This window comes from Roseobacter sp., assembly GCF_039970775.1.
Lineage (GTDB): Bacteria > Pseudomonadota > Alphaproteobacteria > Rhodobacterales > Rhodobacteraceae > Roseobacter.
In genome coordinates, this window is sequence record NZ_JBDVLG010000044.1 from 81,210 (window position 1) to 103,271 (window position 22,062).

Annotated in this window: 23 protein-coding genes and 1 riboswitch; of the genes, 7 read left to right on the forward strand and 16 right to left on the reverse strand. The window is 62.2% G+C overall.

Annotated elements, in window-relative coordinates; all coding sequences use genetic code 11:
* Position 1: 1 nt before the first annotated feature.
* From ABJH13_RS10670 to ABJH13_RS10695, 6 genes are all read left to right on the forward strand, one after another.
* Positions 2–355 carry a Na+/H+ antiporter subunit C gene (locus ABJH13_RS10670; protein WP_348406197.1) on the forward strand — a complete coding sequence of 118 codons (354 nt, stop codon included), beginning with the start codon at positions 2–4 and terminating at the stop codon, positions 353–355.
* Positions 352–1,890, forward strand: coding sequence for a monovalent cation/H+ antiporter subunit D (locus tag ABJH13_RS10675; RefSeq protein ID WP_348406198.1), 1,539 nt, complete (start codon positions 352–354; stop codon positions 1,888–1,890). Before ABJH13_RS10670 ends, ABJH13_RS10675 begins: the two co-directional genes overlap by 4 nt.
* 1 nt (position 1,891) lies before the next feature.
* Complete coding sequence (locus tag ABJH13_RS10680) at positions 1,892–2,392, forward strand: Na+/H+ antiporter subunit E (RefSeq protein ID WP_348406199.1); 501 nt, start codon at positions 1,892–1,894, stop codon at positions 2,390–2,392.
* Complete coding sequence (locus ABJH13_RS10685) at positions 2,389–2,676, forward strand: K+/H+ antiporter subunit F (RefSeq protein ID WP_348406200.1); 288 nt, start codon at positions 2,389–2,391, stop codon at positions 2,674–2,676. Before ABJH13_RS10680 ends, ABJH13_RS10685 begins: the two co-directional genes overlap by 4 nt.
* A complete protein-coding gene (gene mnhG, locus ABJH13_RS10690; RefSeq protein ID WP_348406201.1) occupies positions 2,673–3,083 on the forward strand; it encodes a monovalent cation/H(+) antiporter subunit G in 411 nt (136 codons plus the stop codon). Before ABJH13_RS10685 ends, mnhG begins: the two co-directional genes overlap by 4 nt.
* 152 nt (positions 3,084–3,235) lie before the next feature.
* Positions 3,236–4,924: a BCCT family transporter gene (locus tag ABJH13_RS10695; protein ID WP_348406202.1), complete on the forward strand. Its 1,689-nt coding sequence runs from the start codon at positions 3,236–3,238 to the stop codon at positions 4,922–4,924.
* A 67-nt stretch (positions 4,925–4,991) separates the two neighbouring features.
* Here the strand turns inward: ABJH13_RS10695 and ABJH13_RS10700 are convergent, their stop codons facing one another.
* The 11 genes from ABJH13_RS10700 to cbiE form a co-directional block, all read right to left on the reverse strand.
* Positions 4,992–5,840 carry a metal ABC transporter permease gene (locus tag ABJH13_RS10700; protein ID WP_348406203.1) on the reverse strand — a complete coding sequence of 283 codons (849 nt, stop codon included), beginning with the start codon at positions 5,838–5,840 and terminating at the stop codon, positions 4,992–4,994.
* Positions 5,840–6,718, reverse strand: a complete 879-nt coding sequence (locus ABJH13_RS10705; protein WP_348406204.1) for a metal ABC transporter permease — start codon at positions 6,716–6,718, stop codon at positions 5,840–5,842. The genes ABJH13_RS10700 and ABJH13_RS10705 overlap by 1 nt, the downstream gene beginning before the upstream one ends.
* Complete coding sequence (locus tag ABJH13_RS10710) at positions 6,715–7,614, reverse strand: manganese/iron ABC transporter ATP-binding protein (protein ID WP_348406205.1); 900 nt, start codon at positions 7,612–7,614, stop codon at positions 6,715–6,717. The genes ABJH13_RS10705 and ABJH13_RS10710 overlap by 4 nt, the downstream gene beginning before the upstream one ends.
* A 76-nt stretch (positions 7,615–7,690) precedes the next feature.
* Complete coding sequence (locus ABJH13_RS10715) at positions 7,691–8,593, reverse strand: metal ABC transporter substrate-binding protein (protein WP_348406206.1); 903 nt, start codon at positions 8,591–8,593, stop codon at positions 7,691–7,693.
* A 98-nt stretch (positions 8,594–8,691) separates the two neighbouring features.
* Complete coding sequence (gene cobF / locus ABJH13_RS10720) at positions 8,692–9,441, reverse strand: precorrin-6A synthase (deacetylating) (protein WP_348406207.1); 750 nt, start codon at positions 9,439–9,441, stop codon at positions 8,692–8,694.
* 62 nt (positions 9,442–9,503) lie between these two features.
* On the reverse strand, positions 9,504–10,181 hold the full coding sequence (locus ABJH13_RS10725; RefSeq protein WP_348406208.1) for an energy-coupling factor ABC transporter permease: 678 nt from the start codon (positions 10,179–10,181) through the stop codon (positions 9,504–9,506).
* 50 nt (positions 10,182–10,231) lie between these two features.
* Positions 10,232–10,416, reverse strand: a riboswitch (cobalamin riboswitch).
* Between the two features lie 35 nt (positions 10,417–10,451).
* Positions 10,452–11,171 carry a uroporphyrinogen-III C-methyltransferase gene (cobA, locus tag ABJH13_RS10730; protein ID WP_348406209.1) on the reverse strand — a complete coding sequence of 240 codons (720 nt, stop codon included), beginning with the start codon at positions 11,169–11,171 and terminating at the stop codon, positions 10,452–10,454.
* Positions 11,168–12,487 carry a cobyrinate a,c-diamide synthase gene (locus ABJH13_RS10735; RefSeq protein WP_348406210.1) on the reverse strand — a complete coding sequence of 440 codons (1,320 nt, stop codon included), beginning with the start codon at positions 12,485–12,487 and terminating at the stop codon, positions 11,168–11,170. Before ABJH13_RS10735 ends, cobA begins: the two co-directional genes overlap by 4 nt.
* The gene (cobM, locus tag ABJH13_RS10740) at positions 12,480–13,274 is read right to left on the reverse strand and encodes a precorrin-4 C(11)-methyltransferase (protein ID WP_348406211.1); all 795 of its coding nucleotides are present in this window, start codon (positions 13,272–13,274) and stop codon (positions 12,480–12,482) included. The genes ABJH13_RS10735 and cobM overlap by 8 nt, the downstream gene beginning before the upstream one ends.
* Positions 13,271–13,639 carry a cobalamin biosynthesis protein gene (locus tag ABJH13_RS10745; RefSeq protein ID WP_348406212.1) on the reverse strand — a complete coding sequence of 123 codons (369 nt, stop codon included), beginning with the start codon at positions 13,637–13,639 and terminating at the stop codon, positions 13,271–13,273. The genes cobM and ABJH13_RS10745 overlap by 4 nt, the downstream gene beginning before the upstream one ends.
* Positions 13,636–14,835: a precorrin-6y C5,15-methyltransferase (decarboxylating) subunit CbiE gene (gene cbiE, locus ABJH13_RS10750; protein WP_348406213.1), complete on the reverse strand. Its 1,200-nt coding sequence runs from the start codon at positions 14,833–14,835 to the stop codon at positions 13,636–13,638. Before cbiE ends, ABJH13_RS10745 begins: the two co-directional genes overlap by 4 nt.
* Here cbiE and ABJH13_RS10755 point away from each other — a divergent pair.
* On the forward strand, positions 14,834–15,589 hold the full coding sequence (locus tag ABJH13_RS10755) for a cobalt-precorrin-6A reductase (RefSeq protein WP_348406214.1): 756 nt from the start codon (positions 14,834–14,836) through the stop codon (positions 15,587–15,589). The two genes, cbiE and ABJH13_RS10755, sit on opposite strands and share 2 nt — an antisense overlap.
* On the opposite strand, the gene cobJ is transcribed toward ABJH13_RS10755, so the two are convergent.
* The 5 genes from cobJ to cobN are packed head-to-tail and all read right to left on the reverse strand — an operon-like array spanning position 15,562 to position 22,058.
* Positions 15,562–16,314 carry a precorrin-3B C(17)-methyltransferase gene (gene cobJ, locus ABJH13_RS10760; RefSeq protein ID WP_348406215.1) on the reverse strand — a complete coding sequence of 251 codons (753 nt, stop codon included), beginning with the start codon at positions 16,312–16,314 and terminating at the stop codon, positions 15,562–15,564. The two genes, ABJH13_RS10755 and cobJ, sit on opposite strands and share 28 nt — an antisense overlap.
* Complete coding sequence (gene cobI / locus ABJH13_RS10765; RefSeq protein ID WP_348406216.1) at positions 16,311–17,039, reverse strand: precorrin-2 C(20)-methyltransferase; 729 nt, start codon at positions 17,037–17,039, stop codon at positions 16,311–16,313. The genes cobJ and cobI overlap by 4 nt, the downstream gene beginning before the upstream one ends.
* On the reverse strand, positions 17,036–17,665 hold the full coding sequence (locus ABJH13_RS10770; protein WP_348406217.1) for a precorrin-8X methylmutase: 630 nt from the start codon (positions 17,663–17,665) through the stop codon (positions 17,036–17,038). The genes cobI and ABJH13_RS10770 overlap by 4 nt, the downstream gene beginning before the upstream one ends.
* A complete protein-coding gene (locus tag ABJH13_RS10775) occupies positions 17,665–18,783 on the reverse strand; it encodes a cobalamin biosynthesis protein CobG (protein ID WP_348406218.1) in 1,119 nt (372 codons plus the stop codon). The genes ABJH13_RS10770 and ABJH13_RS10775 overlap by 1 nt, the downstream gene beginning before the upstream one ends.
* A complete protein-coding gene (cobN, locus tag ABJH13_RS10780) occupies positions 18,780–22,058 on the reverse strand; it encodes a cobaltochelatase subunit CobN (protein ID WP_348406219.1) in 3,279 nt (1,092 codons plus the stop codon). The genes ABJH13_RS10775 and cobN overlap by 4 nt, the downstream gene beginning before the upstream one ends.
* Between the last annotated feature and the right edge of the window lie 4 nt (positions 22,059–22,062).

The following is a 22,062-nucleotide window of genomic DNA, read 5'->3' on the forward strand; positions in this document are numbered from 1 at the left end:
TATGGAATTGCTCGTTGCGTCCGCCATTGGCGTGCTGACCGCCGCAGGCATCTACCTGATGCTGCGTCTGCGCACGTTCCCCGTGATCTTGGGCATTTCGCTGCTGACCTACGCGGTGAACATCTTTTTGTTTACATCCGGCCGGCTGACCGTCGGCAGCGCGCCCGTTTTGCGCGACGGCATCGAAACCTACGCAGATCCGTTGCCACAGGCGCTGGTCCTGACCGCCATCGTGATTTCCTTTGGCATGACGGCCGTGGTCGTCATGATTGGCCTGGGCGCCTATCTGGGGTCCGATGACGACAGCGTCGATGACCCCGCAGACCCCGCCCCAGGGACGGGAGATGCCACATGACACACTGGGTCATTGCCCCCGTCGTTCTACCCGCCCTGCTGGCGCCCTTCATTGTGCTGGCCGCGCGCTACCACATCAGCATCCAACGGGTGTTTTCAGTGGTGGGTGTTCTTGCCCTGATCGGCATCGCCGCCGGGCTGATGTGGCAGACCTCTGACGGGACGATCATCCTGTACCAATTGGGCGATTGGGCGGCCCCCTTCGGGATCGTCATCGTCGGTGATAGGCTATCGACCCTGATGGTGCTGCTGACGGCGGTGCTAGCGCTGTTTGTGCTGCTCTATACCATCGGGTCCGACTGGGACACCCGCGGGCGGCACTTTCACGCGCTATTCCAGTTTCAGCTGATGGGGATCATGGGGGCGTTCCTGACCGGCGACCTGTTCAATTTGTTCGTCTTCTTCGAAGTCCTGCTGATCGCGTCTTACGGGCTGATGATCCACGCAGGCGGTGATGCGCGGCTGCGGGCGGGGGTGCAATACGTGTTGTTCAACCTGCTCGGCTCCACATTGTTCTTGTTCGCACTGGGGGCGATCTACGCCCAAACGGGCACGCTGAATATGGCCGATCTGGCACAGCGCGTCGCCCTGATCGACGGGGCCGATACGGTCGGCATTCGCATCGCGGCGGTGCTGCTGCTGTTGGTGTTTGCGATCAAGGCCGCGGTGCTGCCGCTGCACTTTTGGCTGCCCTCCAGCTATGCCGAAGCGCCCGCCCCCGTGGCCGCGCTGTTTGCGATCATGACCAAAGTGGGCGCCTACGCCATCATCCGCGTCTACACGATGATCTTTGGGCCGCAGGTCGACGTCACGGCCGGATTGCATACCGCGTGGCTGCTGCCCGCAGCCCTTGCGTCCCTTGCCATCGGCATGATTGGCGTGCTCGCCGCGCGCCACCTTGACCGGCTGGTGGCTTTTGCCGTGATCGGGTCCATGGGTATGGTGATGGTGGCGATTTCACTGTTCACACCCACCAGCATCACCGCCGCGCTTTATTATACCGTGCATTCAACCCTGTCCGCCGCGACGCTGTTTTTGATCGTGGATCTGGTGCGCACTGGGCGCGCCGACCTGCGCCTGACCGCGCAACCCATGATCCCCGGTGCCACGCTGACATCTGCGATGTTCTTTGCCGCCGCCATCGCCATGGCGGGCCTGCCGCCGCTGTCGGGGTTCGTGGGCAAACTGATGGTGCTGGACGCCGCCTTTGACACCGCGCACGCCGCATGGATCTGGGCCGTTGTCCTCCTCTCGAGCCTCGTGGCTGTTGTGGGATTTTCCCGCGCGGGCAGCATGTTGTTCTGGAAGGCCAAAGCCATCGCGGATGACACGCAAAACACCAGCCCCGCGCCCACAGCCCTGTCCTATGTCGCCGTGGGTGGGTTGCTTGCACTATTGGTCGCCCATACGGTGTTCGCAGGGCCCGTCACCCGCTACATGGCCGCCGTATCTGACCAGCTTTTCAACCCCGGCCCCTATATTGCAACCGTGCTGGACACCCCCGGCAAGCTCAGCACACCAAAGGAGGGACATTGACATGATGAAGGCCTATCGCTGGCTCCTGCCCCACCCCTTTCTGACGCTGTTGCTGGCCGTTGTCTGGACGTTGCTGCAAAACGAGATCTCTGCGGGTATGGTTGTGTTTGGGGTGATCTTGGGCATCATCATCCCCCGCGGTACCGCCGTCTGGTGGCCCGACACCCCCCGGACATTCCATTTGGGGCGGATGATCACCTATACGTTTGTCGTGATCTGGGACATCGTCGTGTCCAGCCTTCAGGTGGCGTGGATCGTCTTGGCCAAACCCAACGCCAAACTGCGCCCCGCATGGATCGCCATCCCGCTTGAACTGCGCCAACCCGAAGCGATCACCATCTTGGCCGGCACCATCACCCTGACCCCCGGCACGGTGTCCGCAGATCTGTCAGATGCCGGGCACAGCCTTTTGGTGCACGTCCTGCACACCGACGACCCCGATGCGGTCCGCGACGATATCAAACACCGCTACGAGCGCCGCCTCAAGGAGATCTTTGCATGAGCTTTGCCGTACAACTGATGGATACCGCGCTGATTGTGGCCTTCGTCGTGATGGTCGTGGCGCAGATCATGGCGATGATCCGTCTGGTGCTGGGCCCCTCTATCGGCGACCGTATTCTTGCCCTTGATACGATGGCCGTGAACGCCATTGGCCTGATCATTCTGATCGGGATCGCACAAGGGGTGCGCATCTACTTCGAAGTGTCGTTGATCATCGCGATGCTTGGGTTTGTATCAACCGTCGCCTATGCGCGGTTTGTCCTACGCGGAGATATCATCGAATGACCACCGAGATTATCCTGATCTACGTCATTGCCTTTTGCCTACTTATTGGCGCGGGTTTTGCACTGGTATCTGTCATAGGCTTGCTAAAATTCAACGATTCCATGACCCGTCTACATGCGCCGACCAAAGTGGGCACAATCGGGATTGGCGCGCTGTTGCTGGCCTCGATGATCCACTCTTTCGTTTATGCGGATGGGTCGCTGCACGAGCTTTTAATCATGGCGTTCTTGTTTGTCACCGCGCCCATATCGGCCAACTTCATGGCCAAGGTGAACATCCACACCGGCGCCTGCGAAGTGCCCCCTAAACCCGCTCAAGACGACACGTGGTCAACGTTGAATATCTCTGACGAAGATCGCGCACGCGCCCTGCAAGCAGATGACCCATCGGACATCACAGCCCATTAAATCGGCTCCAGACCGCGCAGATTGACCCAGCGGGATAACCGCCCCAAAAGTCGCGCAAAACGCGAGCGGTATACAAGCTATGCGTTACTCCTTACCATGCCCGCCATGTTTGCCGGTAAAAAACAGGCCAACAGGGATCAGGGAGTAAATCAATGTCCATCAAACCTCCACTCACAGAACTACCGATCAAGACCGCGGATAACGGTTTTTATCGGGGGTTCAGTGTCAACGTCACCGTCATCAGTAAGATCATCATCAGCATGCTGGTGGTCTGGTGCATCGTGTGGCCAACCGAAGCTGGTACTATTCTGGGCAACTGGAACAGTGCAATTCTTGCCCAATTTGCCGCTTGGTATATCTGGGTTGTTGCCGCTTTTGTCATCGTTTGCCTAGGGCTTGCCCTATGGCCCACAGCCGGGCGGCTGAACCTCGGCACAGATGGCGAAAAACCCGAATTTTCCAACTTTTCATGGTTCTCCATGATGTTCGGCGCCGGGATCGGCGTGGGGATGTTGACGTGGTCAGTGGCAGAACCTGTCGCGCACTTCAAAAACAACCCTTCCGTGATCCAAGGTGCGACAACAGCACTAGGGGCCGACAACGTAAGCACGGCCTACGTGTGGTCCTACATGCACTGGGGGCTCAGCGCGTGGGCCTGCTATGCGGTTGCGGGGCTGTCATTGGCGTTCTTTAGCTACCGTCGCGGGCTGCCACTGACCATCCGGTCGTCGCTGACGCCACTGTTTGGCAAGGCGCTGTCGGGGCCATTGGGGCATATCATCGACATCGTCGCAGTGGTCGCAACGATCTTGGGCGTGGCCCAAACCCTTGGCTTTGGCGTCGAACAATTCGTCGCGGGCCTTACCCGGATCGGCATCGGCGGTTTGGCCCAAGCGGACGGCACAGCCACCAGCATGGGCATCGTGGTTGCGTTGTTGGTCATCATGGGGGCGTCGACGTTGTCGGCACTGTCTGGGGTCGGCAAGGGCATCAAATGGCTGTCGAACATCAATATGGTGCTGTCGATCTTCCTGCTGGGCTTTTTCATCCTCTTTGGTGCGACGTGGTTCGGCACAATGGCGTTCTTTGTGGGGATCTGGGATTACCTGATCGCGCTGCCGGGTCTGAGCTTTAACGTCTATAGCAGCGATGGCGTCGACGGGTCTGAATCCTTCCTGCTGACGCAATGGCAGGGCTGGTGGCCGGTGTTCTATTGGGCCTGGTGGATCGCATTCGCCCCGTTCGTGGGGCTGTTCCTTGCGCGTATTTCACGGGGCCGGACCATCCGTGAATTCATCTTGGGCGCGATGATCGTGCCATCGTTGATGTGCTTTGTCTGGTTCGCATGGGCCGGTGGTACCGCGATTGACCTAGAGCTTAACGGCGGGGCCAATGGCGTTATCCTTGATGCAGCCAATGGCGACAAGATCTTTGCCATGACCGAATTTATGCTGGCCCCAATCGCGCAGGTTTTGGCGTGGGGTATGGCGGTCTTGATCGTTGTTTTGTTGATGACCTTCCTTGTCACCTCTGCGGATTCGGCGGTGTTGATCGTGAACACCATCAATGCTGCGGGCGACGAAGGGCCAAAGGCGCGCCCCCATATCCTGTTTTGGGGGGCGGCGCTGGCGCTGGTTGTCGGTGGTTTGCTGATCTCGGGCGGCACCGGGGCGATCCAAACCGCGATGGTGATCGGCGCATTGCCGTTTTCCATCGTCATGGCCTTGATGTGCATCGCGTTGATCAAAGCAATCTGGAATGACGGGCGCCGCGAAGCGGCCGGGGTTCCCACCACCTTTGATCAGTTTGATGCGGATATGTCGGCCAACCCGGCCGAATAAACCCGGCCCATATTCCGGTAAAAGCCCCGCATCACGCGGGGCTTTTTTATTGGCACCCCCCTAGAGGCTAGCTTTCAGCGATCCGGCCCAGTGACATCCGGCGCGCAACAATCTGGCGCCGTATGAACGCCACGATGAACACCGCCGTCAGGATCAGAATGATCGTCGGTGCAGGCGCGCTATCGATGAAAAAGCTCGCATAGGTGCCCAACAGCATTGACGACATGCACACAACCACCGACACCCACAGCATGGTGGAAAACTTGCGCACCAGCAAAAACGCGATGGCACCCGGCGCGATGAACAACCCAATCGCCAAGATCAAACCCGCCGCCGACAGGGTCGCGACAATAGTCAGCGACAGGGCGGCCAGCAGCCCGTAATGCAACCACATCACCGGCAGACCCGACGCCTGCGCCTGTGCGGGGTCAAAGCTGTGCAGCAGCAGGTCTTTCCATTTCAGCACCAACATCGCCCCGACTACGGCCGATATGATCGCAGCGGTGCGCAGTTCGTGCGGCTCCACGCCCAGCATGTTGCCAAACAAGATGTGATCCAGGTGCACATTGGTTTCGACCGCCACATAAAGCACCAACCCCACCCCAAACATCCCCGAAAACACGACGCCCATCACCGTGTCTTGTTTGATGCGGCTGTTGCTGGCCAGATAACCGGTGGAAATCGCGCAGGTCATGCCCGCCGCGAAGGCGCCTATCAACAGCGGGATCCCCAGAATATAGGCCAGAACGATCCCCGGCAGCACCGCGTGGCTGATGGCGTCGCCCATCAACGCCCACCCTTTCATCACCAGAAAACACGACAACAACGCCGCAGGCACCGACACGATGATCGAGATCAGAAAGGCGTTTTGCATGAAGGCAAACTGAAACGGCATCAACAGGGTTTGCAGGTCCATCAGGTGGCCTCCGGCACGGGTGCAGGGTGATGCAGGGCCGCTTTGGCCTTGCGGCGTGCGGCCAGCAGCCCGTGTTTGGGTGCAAAGACAAATGCGACCAAAAAAACCACAGTTTGCAAGGTGACGATAATGCCGCCTGTGGCGCCGTCCAGAAAATAGCTCAGGTAGGCGCCGGTAAAGCTGCTGGTTGCGCCGATGATCACGGATGTGGCGATCAACCGGGGAAACCGGTCGCACAGCAGATAGGCCGTGGCCCCCGGTGTCACCACCATCGCGATCACCAAAAACGCCCCCACTGTTTGCATTGCCGCCACCACACAGGCCGACAGCAGTGCGAAAAAGATCGCCTTGAGTAAACCGGGGCGCAACCCAATCGCGCGCGCATGGTTTTCATCAAAGAACGTGACCATCAGGTCTTTCCATTTCAGCAACAAAACCCCAAGCGAAATGAACCCGATCAACGCCAGTTGCAGCGTGTCTTCGGGGGTGATCGCCAAGATATTGCCCATGGTGATCGTCTGGATGGACACCGACATCGGGTTCACCGACACGATAAATAGCCCCAGCCCAAAGAACGACGTAAAGATCAGCCCGATGATCACATCTGCCTTCAGCCCCGAACGTTCAGACAAAAACAACATCGTCCCGGCGGCAAGCCCCCCCGCGATGAACGCCCCCAGCGCAAAGGGCAGCCCCAAGATGTAGGCCCCCGCAACCCCCGGCACCACCGAATGTGACAGCGCATCGCCAATCAGCGACCAGCCCTTGAGCATCAGATAGGCCGACAAAAACGCGCAGACCCCGCCAACCAACGCCGACACCCACATCGCGTTGGTCATGTAATTGTAGCCAAAGGGTTCCAGCAGCAGATCTATCATGTGCCCTGATCCGTGCGTTGGGTTTTGGCGCCGTATTGCACAAACGGGCGTTCATCATCGGTAAAGATCGTGACCTCGCGGGCGTCTTCGTCATCGTGCAACGTGGTTCCGCCCAGCGTAAAGTGCCGCAGCACCCCGCCAAATGCCTGTTCAAGGTTTTCGCGGGTGAATGTCGTTTCGGTCAACCCGTGGCACAGCACCGTGCCTTTGACCAATATCGTACGGTCGCAAAATTCGGGCACGGACCCTAGGTTATGGGTCGACACCAGCATCACGCGGCCCTCGGCGCGCAGCTCGCGCAGCAGTGCGACGATCTGATCTTCGGTTTTCACATCGACCCCGGTAAAGGGTTCGTCCAACAAGATCACCTGCCCGTCTTGGGCCAGTGCGCGCGCCAAAAACACCCGTTTGCGTTGCCCCCCTGACAGTTCGCCAATCTGGCGGTGCCGGAATTCTTGCATATTCACGCGGGCCAATGCCTCGTCGACCGCATGGTGATCGGCGGGTTTGGGGCGGCGCAGAAACCCCATGTGGCCGTAGCGCCCCATCATCACGACATCTTCGACCAGCACGGGAAAGGCCCAGTCGACCTCTTCGGATTGTGGGACATAGGCCACCAGATTGCGTTTCAGGGCCTCGCGCACGGGCACGCCCAAAATGCGGATTTCACCTTTGGAGGCGGGCACAAACCCCATGATGGCCTTGAACAGCGTGGATTTACCCGCCCCGTTCACCCCCACCAACGCAGTGACAGTGCCCCGCGGGATCGCAAAGCTCGCATCCCACAGGGCGGTGTGGCCATTGCGGTACGTGACGGTCACGTCCTGCGCCGATATCCCCGGCGGTTCTGTCTGTGTTATGGGGGCCTCGTGAGGGTCCATTAGGTGGTCACGCATTGTGCTATCCTTCGGGGGCGCAGGAACATCCCGCACCCCGGTTATGTATGAGACATAGGCCACGGGACCCGGTCATTCAATTCGTGGCCGATGTCAGGCCATTTGCTAACGTGCTGGACGTCACCTTGAGCAGATCCAGATAGGTGGGCACGGGCCCGTCTGCCGCACTAAGGCTATCGACATACAGCACACCGCCGTAGGCCGCGCCCGTTTCGCGCGCCACCTGCTCGGCGGGGGCCGTGTTTACCGTGCTTTCGCAAAACACCACGGGGATATCATGGTCGCGCACCCCATCAATAACCGACCGCACCTGTTGAGGCGTGCCCACCTGATCGGCGTTCATCGGCCATAGGTATAGTTCCTTCATGCCGAAATCCCGTGCCAGATAGCTGAACGCGCCTTCGCAGGTCACCAACCACCGATCTTGTTCGGGGATGGTGGCAATGGCGGCACGCAGGGGCTCGATTGTGGCGCGCAGCTCTTGTTTGTAGGCCTGCGCGTTGGCGGTATAAACCTGCGCGTTCTCGGGGTCGTGTTCCACAAATGCGGAAGCGATATTGTCAACGTAGATCAACGCGTTATCCAGACCCATCCACGCGTGGGGGTTGGGTTTGCCTTCGTAGCTGCCTGCCGCGATCGGGATAGGGTTGATACCGTCTGTCAGGGTCGCCGAGGGGATGTCTTTCATGTTGGACAAGAACTGCTCGAACCACAGCTCAAGGTTCATGCCGTTCCACAAGATCAGATCCGCACCAGAGGCGCGCACGATATCTTGCGGCGTCGGTTCATAGCCGTGGATTTCGGCACCCGGTTTGGTGATCGACACGACTTCGGCCGCGTCACCCGCCACATTGGCGGCCATATCTGCCAACACCGTAAAGGTTGTCACCACCTTCATTTTATCGTCAGCCCACGCGCTGGTGGCCAAGACCGACGCGATGGCAACAACAGAGGTGGCTTTCATAAACTTGGGCAGCATTCGATTCTCCTTGGGTGTCGGTTCACTTGAAGCCTGTAAATGAAAATCACTCGCAACTGTCAAGTAAAGTTGCGAATTATTCTCAATTAGCCACGGTATCAGGGGCCCTCTGCCTCTCGCGCAAGCAGATAGGTGTCCATGATCCAACCATGGCGTGTGCGCGCATCGTCCCGTGTGGTCAGAATGCGGGCCGCGACCTCCCCCAGAGGGCCGTGGTCGATAATCTGTTCGGACATGCCCAAATAAGCCCCCCACCAGATCTGCACACCTGCGGGGTCAAGGTGCTGAAATTCAGCCGCACCGTCCAACATCACCACCAACCGTTCGGCGCCATCGGGCCAGCCATGGTCGCGCAGCCGTCGGCCCGTTGTGATATGCACCGGCCCGCCCACAGTGTTCAGCGGGATCGCATGCGCCGCCGTCAGCGCCTGAATGGCCGTGATGCCCGGCACCACCCGGATGTGCGGCACAGGATCCAGCCGTTCGGCGATGCGCAGCGTACTGTCGTACAGCGACGGATCCCCCCACACCAACAACGCCACCGGGCCATGGGGCACGTCACCGGCCAACGCCTGCTGCCAGCGCGCGGCGATATCATCGTGCCACCGCGCCACGCGATCTTGATACGGCAGCGCCGGGTCGCGGACAGGGTATTCAAACGGCACAACGCGCGCCTGCGACCCCGATGTGGCGATGATATGGTGGCGCAACGCGGCAAGATCATCTTTGCCCGGCCCCTTATGCGGCACCAAGATCACAGCCGCATCCCGTATCGCCTGCAGGCCTTCGCCCGTGACATGTGCCGGTGCGCCGGTCCCTATCCCAATCAGCCAAAGTGTGTTGATCATGCCAAACCCCATAAAAAAGCCCGGACCCTTGTGCAGGCTCCGGGCTGATACCGTTGATAAAATCAGGCTGCGTTATAAAGCCTGTCGGTAAACAGGCTCGCAACCCCGCGACCACGCAGCGCCTTGGCCCCGGCCAGAACCGCCAGATCAGCGATGGGTTCGATCAGCACGACCAACATATACGCCGCCCCGAACGTCAGCACAGATACCGCCGTGTCGGCGCCCACGCCTTGGCCGTAAAACGCCCAAAACGCGACCCAGGCAACAACGCCACCCTGATACATCGCCGACAGTTTGAACACATCGGCATAGGCCAGATCGACGTAGGCCTTGTCATGGGCAATGAACCGCTGCGCCACCGCGCTGATGGCAAAAAGCGGCACCAACAATGTGGTCACGTTGACAAAATACATCGGCAGGTCGCTGGGCGCGAAAAACGCACCCTGCACCAAAAGCCCAAGCGCCAGACCAAGCGCCGCAGGGGCAGCGCCCATCATCAAAAACAACGTCGTCCCCAGAATAAAGTGCACCTCGGAGATGCCGACCGCCACATGCGGCAGCAGTTCGAAAAATATGAATGTCCCGATCATCGCGATCACCGTACGTGCGGCAAAAGAAACGATGTTGTGGGTCTTGAGATCCGCCAGTGCAAGCTTGGCCGTATAGCCCGCCGCCCCGGCTGCTGTTGCGTAGGCAAAGGCCATTTTGGCCCCATCTACGACGCCTGGTTCGATATGCATAGTCTGTCCTTTCTGATCTGCCCCTCCGGCAGAAATGGATCCGTGAAACACGGGTTTTGGGGTTTAACGGCAGGTCTCCTGACTTGCGGGTCGTAACCCCCCGGCCCTTCCCAGCCCTCACAGGCCAGTGGATCATCCGGAACGCTCGCCGCTTACAGTTGCGGGGGCAGTCTGGGCATCGCACCCAGTTCCCTTTTCAGCCACACATCGTGACACCGTATAACAGTCCTAGACCCCATTCGGGCGGTGGGACAAGCACAAATGCGACGTTCAGCTTTCAGCAAACGGCCCATACAGGATCAACGCGGGTTGATCGCTGATTTCAGCCGCCAGTTGCTGCGCCAGATCGGCCACTGTGGTGCGGGTGATGCGTTGATCCGGGGTGCTGACGCTTTCGGCCAGAATGGCGGGGGTGTCGCGGGGCAAACCCTGCGCAGTCAACGCCTTTGCCAATCGGGGAAACGTACGTTTGCCCATAAACACAACCGTCGATGCCGTGGGATCGGCCAGCGCCTTAAGGTCGAGATCTTCGGGCAGTTGACCCGTCACATCATGGCCGGTGACAAACTGCACGCGCCGCGCCGTCAATCGCCGCGTCAACGGGATACCGGCTGCTGCCGCCGCCGCACAGGCCGACGGAATACCGGGGATGATTTCATAGGGGATACCGGCCGCACGCAACGCGACCAGTTCTTCTTCGAGCCGCCCAAAAAGCCCGCCGTCGCCGGATTTGAGCCGCACAACCCGTTGGCCCATCTGGGCATGTTCCACCAACAGGCGGCTGACGTGGTGTTGTTTGGGCGATGCGCGCCCGGCGCGTTTGCCCACCCCAACCAGATCCGCGCCAGAACCCGCGTGCCCCAAGATCGGCCCTGATGACAGGTCATCAAACAACACTGCATCGGCGCGTTTCAACCTATCTACCGCCTTGAGCGTTAGTAGTTCCGGGTCACCGGGGCCGGAGCCCACAAAGCTGACGAACCCCGTCATGCGGTTTCCTCAGGCGTGATCATATGAAAGAACGTGCCCGTGACATGCCCCCGCACCGACCCTGTTTCGGGCACCGGGTTGCCATCGGCATCGGCCACCTGTGCCAGCGGCGCATCGGGTTGGTCAAGGATCGTGGAATAGTGGAATTCGTGCCCGCGCAGCGCAGTCCCCGGCGCGTGCCCCGGCAAAGGCGCATCCAACACCGCACGGCGATACCCTAGGTGAAATTTGCGCTTTTCATAGCTGGTCACCAGCCCCAACAGGCCCGCCATTTGGTGTGCCACCCCGTCTTTGTCGATCAGGGTATCGCCCAAGGCCATGTAGCCCCCGCATTCGCCATGAACGGGCCGCGTTTCGGCGTGCTGGCGCAGCCCCGATAGGAACTGCGTGGCCGCCGCAAGCGTCCCGCCGTGCAATTCAGGGTACCCACCGGGCAGCCAAACCAGATCGGCGGCAGGGTCTGGGGCTTCATCGGCCAGCGGCGAAAACGGCAAGATTTCGGCCCCCGCCTGCCGCCAACCGGCCAGAACATGCGGGTAGGTAAACGAAAACGCGGCGTCCCGTGCCAAGGCGATCCGTTGCGCGGGCGGGCGAGGCAATGCGCCCTGCGTGGTTTCGGGCCGGTGCCCGCGCGCCGCGGCTTTGATTGCGGCAATATCGACGTGGTCGCGCAGAAATGTCGCGTATCCGGCGATCGCGGCCTCAAGATCGGGGTGTTCAACCGCTTGGATCAGGCCCAGGTGCCGCTCGGGCAGCGCCAGATCGCCGCGACGTGGCAAGACCCCCAACACCTTCAGGCCCGCCGCATCCATGCCCACTCGTGCCAGCCGTTCGTGGCGTGGCGACGCACAGCGGTTCAGGATCACACCAGCAAAGGGCACATCCGGGTTATAGGCCTGAAACCCAAGCGCCGTGGCCGCCGCCGATTGCGCCTGACCGCTGACATCCACCACCAACACCACGGGCCAGCCCATGCGCTGCGCGGTTTCGGCACTGCTGCCAAATCCGGTTTGGCCACGTGTGGCGACGCCGTCATACAGCCCCATGGACCCTTCTGCGATACAGATATCCGCGCCCTGCGCCTGTGCGGAAATCCCCGCCAGCAACGCAGGCCCCATCGCCCAGCTGTCTAGGTTGAACGACGCGCGCCCACTGGCCGCATGGTGAAACGCGGGGTCGATATAGTCTGGCCCCGATTTGAAGGCCTGCACGTGCATCCCGTCATCGGCCAAGGCGCGCAATAGGCCCAACATCACCGTGGTTTTGCCCGTGCCCGACGAGGGCGCCGAAATCATGATACCCGGAAGATCAGTCATCACCATGGCTCCAATCTGCCCAAGGGCTATCGGCGCTTTGCGGACGGTAGCGGCGGTCGTAATCGGCGGCATAAAGGCAGCTTTCGTCGAAACCTTCGCCCGCCAAGGCAGGCCCCACAAGGATCAGCGCCGTGCGCGAGATGCTTGCGTCCAACCGCCCCGCGATATCGGCCAGCGTGCCCCGAATGATCTGTTGGTCAGGCCAGCTGGCGCGGTACACCACCGCCACCGGGCAGTCGTCGCCGTAGGCCGGGGACAGATCACGCACCACCGTATCCAAGTTTTGGATCGACAGATGAATGGCCAGCGTGGCCCCCGTGGCCGCGAAATTCGTCAGCGTTTCGCCCGCGGGCATCGATGATGCGCGCCCCGGCGTGCGGGTCAACACCACCGATTGTGCAAGGCCCGGCAACGTCAGCTCGGCGCCCAATGCGGCGGCGGCGGCCGAAAACGACGGCACCCCCGGCGTGACAGACACCCCGATGCCCGCATCACGTAGGCGGCGCATTTGTTCGCCCATGGCCGACCACACCGACAGATCCCCCGAATGCAACCGCGCCACATCATGGCCCGCCGCATCTGCCGTAGTGATATGTGCGACAATATCATCCAGCGACATAGACGCGGTGTTGATGATTTGCGCATCCGGCGGACAATGCGCCAAAATCGCCTCGGGGACGAGCGACCCCGCATAAAGGCACACAGGACAGGACGCGATCAGGTCGCGCCCCCGCAAGGTTAGCAGGTCGGGCGCGCCCGGCCCTGCACCGATGAAATGAACGGTCATTGGGTCTCTCTGATGGCAAGGGCACAGGTCGCAAGTCGGTCTGCAGACGTCTGCCGGGTGGTTATTAGCCGCGCACCGGGGCCAGCGGCGGCCAAAGCCGCAGCCTCGGCCACGGATCCGGTGCCGTATGTTTTGTAGGATGCGGCGGATTGTGTGGTAGGTGTTTGATCGCGCAACAGGTCACCGGGGATCGGACGTGCTGCGACACCCTGAGCGGCGGCAAAATCGCAAAACACAGTCGTGTGGGCTTTGTCATCAACCGTAGCCAAAACATCCACCTGCGCCGATTGGCGCGCGCGGGCATAGGCGTCTTGCAGGCTATCTGGCGTTGCCTCTTTGCGAAATCCAAAGCCCGCAGCGATCATAGCTGCACGCTCCATTGTACGATAGGATAGCTGGCCTTCCAGCCGCGCCGTGGCCCCAAAGGAGCGGCGCGCGACAGCTCCAACCGGATCAGATCGCCCCCCATCTGCGCCTGCGCCTGCGCCACAAGCGTCTCGGATTCGAGCGAGACGGCATTGGCAACGATGCGGGTGCCCGGCGCCAGATGTGTGACCAACCACGCCAGCAAATCATCCGATAGGCCGCCCCCAATGAACACCGCCTGTGGCAACGGTTGATCCGCGAGGCAGGCGGGTGCCGCACCTGTGACCACGTTCAGGCGGTCCACGCCCAGCCGCATGGCGTTTGCGGTGATCCGGGCGGCGCGGTCGGTGCGGGGTTCAAAGCTGACCGCCTGCATCGTCGGGTGCGCCAACAGCCATTCCACCGCGATAGACCCAGACCCACCGCCGATATCCCACAACAATTCGTGGGGGCGGGGGGCCAATGCGCTGAGCGTCATGGCGCGAATGGGGTGTTTGGTGATCTGCCCGTCGGTTTCGAACCACTCATCGGACCGCCCACTGGCCAGCGGCATCACCGCGCCGTTCCCCCCAACGGTGATCGCCACGCAGACGGGGTGCTGAATGCCCTCGGGCAGCGCGGTATCGGCGCACATCCGGGTGATCCGTTCACGCGAACCGCCCAGCGCCTCTAGTACGGCCAGGTTAGACCCACCGAACCCTTGGGCCACCAGATACGCCGCCAGATCCGGCACCGCAGCCCCATCGCGCAACAACACGATCAGGCGCATGGCAGGTGCCAAATGTGGGCGCATCCGGGTCAGAGGGGCGGCATGCAGCCCCAAACAGATGATATCTTGCAGCGACCAACCCATCCGATTTGCCGCCAGTGAAAACACCGATGATCCGGGCAAACAGCGCCATTCGCCAGGGTTTAGGTGCCGCGCCAACGTGGCCCCCGCCCCAAACCAAAACGGATCGCCCGAGGCCAACACAACAACCCGCCGCCCGCGGTACGCCAACAACGGCGCGATCCCATCAGCAAATGGCACCGGCCAAGGGTGCGTTTCACACGGTAGATCGCCGACCAATTCCAGATGCCGGGGCGGGCCCATCACGATTTCTGCGGCGTCCAGGGCGGTTCGGCTTGCAGCGCCCAACCCTTTGAGGCCATCCTCGCCCAACCCCACGATGGTCAACCACGGAGTATCAGTCATGGCACCCAACCTGTTGGTTCTGGGCGGCACCACCGAAGCGACCGCGCTGTGCCGTGCAATAGCGAATGCGGGCCTGCGTGGGACGATTTCCTTTGCCGGGCGTGTGGTGCGACCCGTGCGGCACCCCCTGCCGCAACGTGTCGGTGGATTTGGCGGAGCCGCCGGGTTGGCCGATTATCTGCGGGCGCATAACATCACCCATGTCGTCGACGCCACGCACCCCTTTGCCGCACAGATGAGCCGCAATGCCGTTGCCGCCTGTGCCGATGCGCAGGTGCCTCTGGCCGCATTGACCCGCGCACCTTGGGCGCCCGTACCCGGCGACGGTTGGACCACTGTGCCCGACATCACCGCAGCCGTCGTCGCGTTGGACCGTGCGCCCGCCCGCGTCATGTTGGCCATTGGCCGCATGAACCTGCCCGCCTTTGCGCCGCAGCCACAGCATTTTTACCTGTTGCGTCTGGTCGACCCACCCCAGACACCACCGCCCTTCCCCGATCACCACATCATGATCGACCGGGGGCCGTTTCGCACAGACAGCGACCGCGCGTTGATGGCCGATCACAAGATCGACCTCGTGGTGTCGAAAAATGCAGGCGGCACCGGGGCTTATGCCAAAATCGCCGCAGCCCGAGATTTGGGCCTGCCGGTGATCATGATCGACCGCCCCGCCCTGCCACGCAGGTTGGAACTGCACGATGTACAGACGGTTCTGGACTGGGCTGTTCATGCCCCCACCGACCTTGGGGTATAGACGATCGGCGCACCATCGCGCGCGATGATCCGCGTGTTTGACGCCCCAACGATCACCATCGTGCGCATATCTGCCATATCCGGCGTGGCGTCAGGCAGGGCAACCACCCGGATATGTTGGTCCGGAGTCGACACAGCCCGCGCAAAGATAACCGGACGGGCATCACCGCAGGCGTCATTCAGGATACGCAGGGTTTTCTCAAACCCCTCGGGCCGGGATTTGGAGCGCGGGTTGTAAAACGCCATCGCAAAGTCGGCCTCGACGGCCAGTCGCAGGCGCTTTTCGATCAACGCCCAAGGTTTCAGATTGTCGCTCAGGTTAATCGCACAGAAATCATGGCCCAACGGCGCACCCGCTTGTGCGGCCGCTGCCAACATCGCGGTGATGCCCGGTGCCACGCGAATATCCAGCGCACGCCACTCAGGTGGCCCGGCCTCGACGGCCTCGAACACCGCAGCCGCCATCGCAAACACCCCCGGATCCCCCGAAGACACAACGACAACACGCGCGCCCGCTGCTGCCAGTTCCAGCGCATGCCGGGACCGGTCGAGTTCAACACGGTTGTCGCTGGGGTGCAGCCGCAGACCGTCGCGTGCCGCCACGCGGGCAACATAGGGAATATAGCCAATAACATCGGTGGCTTGGGCCAAGGCCTGCGTCACTTCGGGCGTGACCAGATGATCTGCGCCGGGGCCAAGGCCCGCAATGACCAGCCAACCGCTCATGGGCGGCGGCCCTGCCCGTGCACCACAATGATAGAGAAATAAGGCGTGATCTTGTCCCCCGCATCGGCCAGTTTTTGCACCGTTTGGTTGGGCATGCTGGCGTATTCGATCAACCACGCAGTGTCGTATTTGCCTGCTGTTTTCAGCGCCGATTTGACCTTTTCAATGTGCCGCCCGATTTTCATCACCACCACGGCATCGCTGCGCGACATGGCGTCGGCCAAGGTGTCTTGGGGCAAGGTGCCCATCAGCACCGTTAATATATCGTCGCCCCATGTCACCGGTTGGCCGGTTGCAGTCCACGCGCCCGACATGCCGGTGATCGCGGGCACCACCTCGACGGGGATGTCGTCTTTGAGGCGGGTATAAAGATGCATGAACGACCCAAAGAAGAACGGATCGCCCTCGCACAACACCACAACATCCTGCCCCTGCGCCACAAGCGCACGCAGATGATCGGTACATTGGGTATAAAACGCCGACAGCGCCGCGTTATAGGCCGGGTCCGTGACCGGGATTTCGGTGGTGACGGGGTATTCCATCGCAAATTCGGTGACCTGCGCATGTAACATGCCGTTGACGATACGCCGCGCCTGCCCCGACCGCCCCGCCTTGCGGAAAAACGCCAGATGTTTGGCAGTACGCAACAGCCGGTCTGCGCGGACGCTCATGAGGTCCGGGTCACCGGGGCCTAGACCCACGCCGTAAATCGTCCCACCGGTCATTCTGCGCGGCTCGCGATGGCGTTGATCGCCGCGACGGTGATCGCACTGCCGCCCAAGCGACCCTGCACGATGCAACTGGGCACCGGTTGATCCGCCCAAAGCGCGTCTTTGCTTTCCATCGCGCCAACAAACCCGACAGGGCAGCCAATGATCGCCGCAGGGCGCGGGCAGGTCGGATCTTGCATCATGTTCAGCAGATGAAACAGCGCGGTGGGGGCGTTGCCAATCGCCACAAGCGCGCCTTGCAAATGCGGGCGCCACAGTTCTAACGCGGCGGCCGACCGGGTGTTTTGCATCGCCGCGGCCCTATCGCGCACGCCGTCATCATGCAGAGTGCAGATAACCTGATTGTCCGCAGGCAGCCGGGTCCGGGTCACGCCCTCGCTGACCATGCGCGCATCACACAAGATAGGCGCGCCCGCCTGCAACGCCGCACGCGCCGCCTGTGCAAACCCCGGCGAAAACCGGATGTGCTCTTCGAGCCCGACCAGCCCTGCGGCGTGGATCATGCGCACTGCGATTTGTTCTTCGTCCGGGTGGAACCCACCCAGATTTGCCTCGGCCCGGATGGTGGCAAAGGACTGCTTGTAAATCGCAGCGCCGTCGGTTTCGTATATATATGTCATCAGCTGCGCGTCAGCTCCGTTGCAATAGTGGCTGGGTCTAACCCACATCTGTCGGGGGCATCCCACGCATGGCCGCCCCGGACAAGATCAAAACGCCCGTCACGCCCGATGAGTGTGATGTCGGTGCGGGGCTTGCACGCACATCCTTTGGCACAGCCCGACACATGCAGGCTGCCGCCAACCTGCCCGGCCAGGGCGCGCGCAATCATACGGGTTTCAACGGTGGCACTGGCGCAATGCGGCGCACCCGGACAGGCGTGGGTGTTCAACAAGGCCGTTTCTGGTGTGCAGATGAACCCCGGATCATCCACCGCCTCGGCCCCCTCAAATATGACCATACGCCACGGGGTCAGCCGCACAGCCGTGGCACCGGTGGTGGTTATAACGCGGGTCAGCGCCGTCGCGCTGATATGTCCAAACGCGGCGCCAACCATCATCCCAAACCGGGTTGTCCCGACCACAGGCGCGGGGGCGTCCGGCTGGCCCAACGCCTCATGCCCCTCGGGCGCCCCGATCCGCTGTACAACCGCAGCCATCCGGCGGTCATCGGGCTGGCGATGACGCGCAAACCACTGTGCCAGCGCAAGCGCCGCCTCGGCCGCGTCTGAAACCGCCACTCTCTGCCCGCGCTCAGCGCCATCCGCACGCACCATGACCATGCCGCCTGACCGTTCGATGCGAATGTCGGCAGATGCGGCGCGCAAAACCGCCAGCCCCCCGGTGTCTACCGCGAACCCGAATTTCGCGGGCAGTTCCGGCAACTGCGGCAAGATCCTGAGCACATCGGACGTGATCCTGTGGGTTGAGTCACCGGGCGTCCAGAAGGGCTCCACTATAATGTTGCGACGCGTCTCGATTTGGGGCGCGGCATCCAGCACTCCCAAACCATCCAATGCCGCCAGCAACGGCGCGTGCCCATCCTGCGACACCCCCCGAATTTGCAGGTTGCCGCGGTTGGTCAGGTCAATGACGCCACTGCCATAAGTCCGGGCCGCATCGCACAAGCCTATCGCCTGACGTGCCTCGAGCCGTCCAAAATATGGCCGCACCCGCACGATTAGCCCGTCGCCGGACATCATGGGGCGGTGCGCGCCGGGGCACCAGCCTTTGACGGTCATTGCGCCGCCTCCAGCTGCGCCAAAATGGAATTGCGGCGCGTCACCCACAGCCCTGCGGCGTGCAGTTCGGCGAACCGGGCCAGCATAGCCGCACGGGCGGCAGGGTTGGCCTGTTCCAGAAATGCATCGGTTTCCTCATGGCCCAAGGTGGCATCGTGATAGAGATCAAACAAATGCGGCGACACCGCCCCCGCCAGATGGGCAAAGGCCGCCATATGATCCAACGTTGCGGCGATTTCGGCAGCCCCCCGCGCCCCATGCGCCCGCATACCGGCCACCCATGCGGGGTTTGCGGCGCGGGCTTGTACCACACGCGCGATCTCTTCGGGCAGGGCGCGGGCGCGCGGGCGGTCGGGCACGGTGTTGTCCAGATGATATAGCGCCGCCTGCCCGCCTGTCACCGCCTGTGCGGCGGCAAACCCAGCCTCGTGCGCGGCATAATCAGCGGCCAGCAAAATATCAGTTTCGGGCAGATCCTGCGCGTGCACAAATGTATCAGCGGCAGCCACGCGGGCCGCGATGCCGTGGTGTTGGCGGGTGGCCTGATCGCCATCCAGCGCCCATGCGCTGGCGGCCAACCACGCCTGCCCCGCCGCGCGACGGCCTTCTAACGTGTAGATGTCGGCGGCATCCTGCATGCCAACGCCAAATTGCCCCGGCGCGGGGCCGTAGACGCGGGCCAGATCATCGCGACCCACATAAGGGTTCCAATCGGCGGCTTCGTCGCGCGCGGCAAGCGCCCGCACCGCTTGCGAAAACAGCGCCGATAGGGTCGGGAACACATCGCGGAACAGCCCCGACACGCGCAGCGTCACATCAATGCGGGGGCGGTCAAGTTCGGTGATGGGCAGGACCTCGATCCCTGACACGCGTTCCGACCCGGCATCCCACACCGGCCGCGTGCCCAGCAAGTACAGCGCCATCGCGAAATCCTCGCCCGCCGTGCGCATGGTGGCAGATCCCCATAGATCCACGATCAGACCGCGCGGCCAATCGCCGGTGTCTTGCAGGTGGCGGCGCACCAATTCATCACCCAGCTTTACGCCTTGGGCATAGGCCGCGCGCGTCGGCACAGATCGCGGGTCGGTGGTGTATAGGTTGCGCCCTGTGGGCAGCACATCCATCCGCCCCCGGTAGGGCGACCCGGACGGCCCCGCCGCGATCCGCCGCCCGTCCAATGCATCAAGCAACGCCTGCCGTTCGGCGTGGCTGGCGGCGGTGGTGTCAAACACAGGCGTCGTGCGTGGCGCGCGGCCCCAGATGTGCAAACCCTCGCCAAATTGCATTTCTTTGACGTCACAGACGAACCGGTCAATGCAGGTGATCGCCTCGGCGCTGCACCCGGCGCGGTCAAGGCCCAGATCATCCTCGACGCCCAGCGCCTGCGCCTCGGTGCGAATATCCTCCTGCAACCGATCACGGCGGCGCGGATCTAACCCATCGGCGTTGGAGAATTCATCCAGCAGCGCCTCAAGACGGACCAGACGGTCCGGTGTGCCGCTCTCACGCAACGAGGGCGGGATATGGCCCAAGGTCACTGCACCAATGCGCCGTTTGGCCTGTGCGGCCTCGCCGGGGTCGTTCACGATAAAGGGGTAGATCACCGGCAAATCGCCGGTCAGGGCCTCGGGCCAACACACATCCGACAAGGCCACCGATTTGCCGGGCAACCATTCCAGCGTGCCATGCGCGCCGATATGCACCACCGCATCGACCTGCGCCTGTAGCCACAAATAAAACGCCACGTACCCGTGGCGCGGGGTGCGCGACAGGTCGTGGTAATCATCGGCGCGCGCATCTGAACGGCCCCGTTCGGGTTGCAGTGTGACGAACACCTTACCCGCCTCAGCCACGGGGAAGTGAAACGCGCCGTCTTGCACCAATGGGTCGTTTTCGGGCGTGCCCCATGCCGTGGTCAGATCATCCCGCAACGTTTGCGGCAGCCGCGCCAACGCCGCGCGATACGCGGCCAGTGACCAGCGCCGTTTGGCTATGGGCACAGGGTCAAAATCTGCAGGTATATCGTAGCCCGCCGCGCGCAGATCGTCCACGATAGCCCCTGCCGACGCGGGTGCATCAAGGCCCACCGCGTGGCCCATGTTCCAGTCTTTGCCCGGATACGTCGACAACACCAACGCCACCTGCCGTGCCTGCGCGGGTATTTGTGCCAGACGCACCCAGCCCTGCACCCGGTCGGCAATGGCCTCGATACGGTCCGGCACAGGGTGATGCGCATAGCGCGAGAATTGCAGCCCTTCATCCAGCGGCCCGGGTTCTTTGAACGACGCAACACCGCCCATGATCCGGCCATCCACCTCTGGGAGAACCACGTGCATGGCCAAATCGGCGGGGGACAGGCCCCGGTCGGCATCGGCCCAAACCGCGTGTGTCGAGGTGGCGAGGGCCACCTGAAACACCGGCACATCAGCGGCATCCAACGGGGATGCCCCATCGTCGCCCTTGCCACTAAACGCGGTGGCGTTCACGATAGCGACGGGGCGCAATTGGGCCACCTGCCGGCGCACCCACCCCGCCGCTTGCGGTGCTTTGAGCGACGGCACAAAAAGACCCAACACATCATACCCACGCGCGCGGAACGCTTTGAACAACGCCTCAATCGGGGCAAGATCAGCGGCCACAAGATAGGACCGGTAAAAGGTGATCACCACGCGCGACCTACCCGGTGACGCGGCATAGACCGGGCAGGTCACCCCGTGTTCGGGCGTCCATGCGCCCACAGACGGCACCGTTTTGGCGCCGCTCACCGGCCCTGCATATAGCCCGGCGGCCAGCGCCATTTGCGCCAAGGCCGCCTGTGCCGCGACCACGCCACCGGTATCACACAAATGCGACAGGCGCCGCAGCGTCGACAGGGGCAGCGTGCTGTAATCATCCAGCCGGGTATCAATGCGCCCGTCGGCAGCCAGCACCGCCAGCGCGACGCCCTTGCGGTCTGCCAATGCGCGCACCTGTTGCAGCCCATACGCCCAATACGGCACCCCACCGATAAGACGGATGAGAATGCCCTTGGCCCCTTCGAGGGTCTGCTCAACATAGGTATCGACCGACAGCGGGTGTTTGAGCGCCCCCAGATTGGCCAACCGCACCGTCGGCAGCCCGCCGTCCGGGCCGCCCCCGCGCCGCCAGCCTTCCGCAAACGCGCCCAGGTCGCTGTCCGAAAACGACAACACCACCAGATCCGCAGGCGTCTGCCCCAGATCTGTCGGTGTTTCGGTTTCTTCCAACCCGTGGCTTTCGCGGAATACGACGTGCATGGGC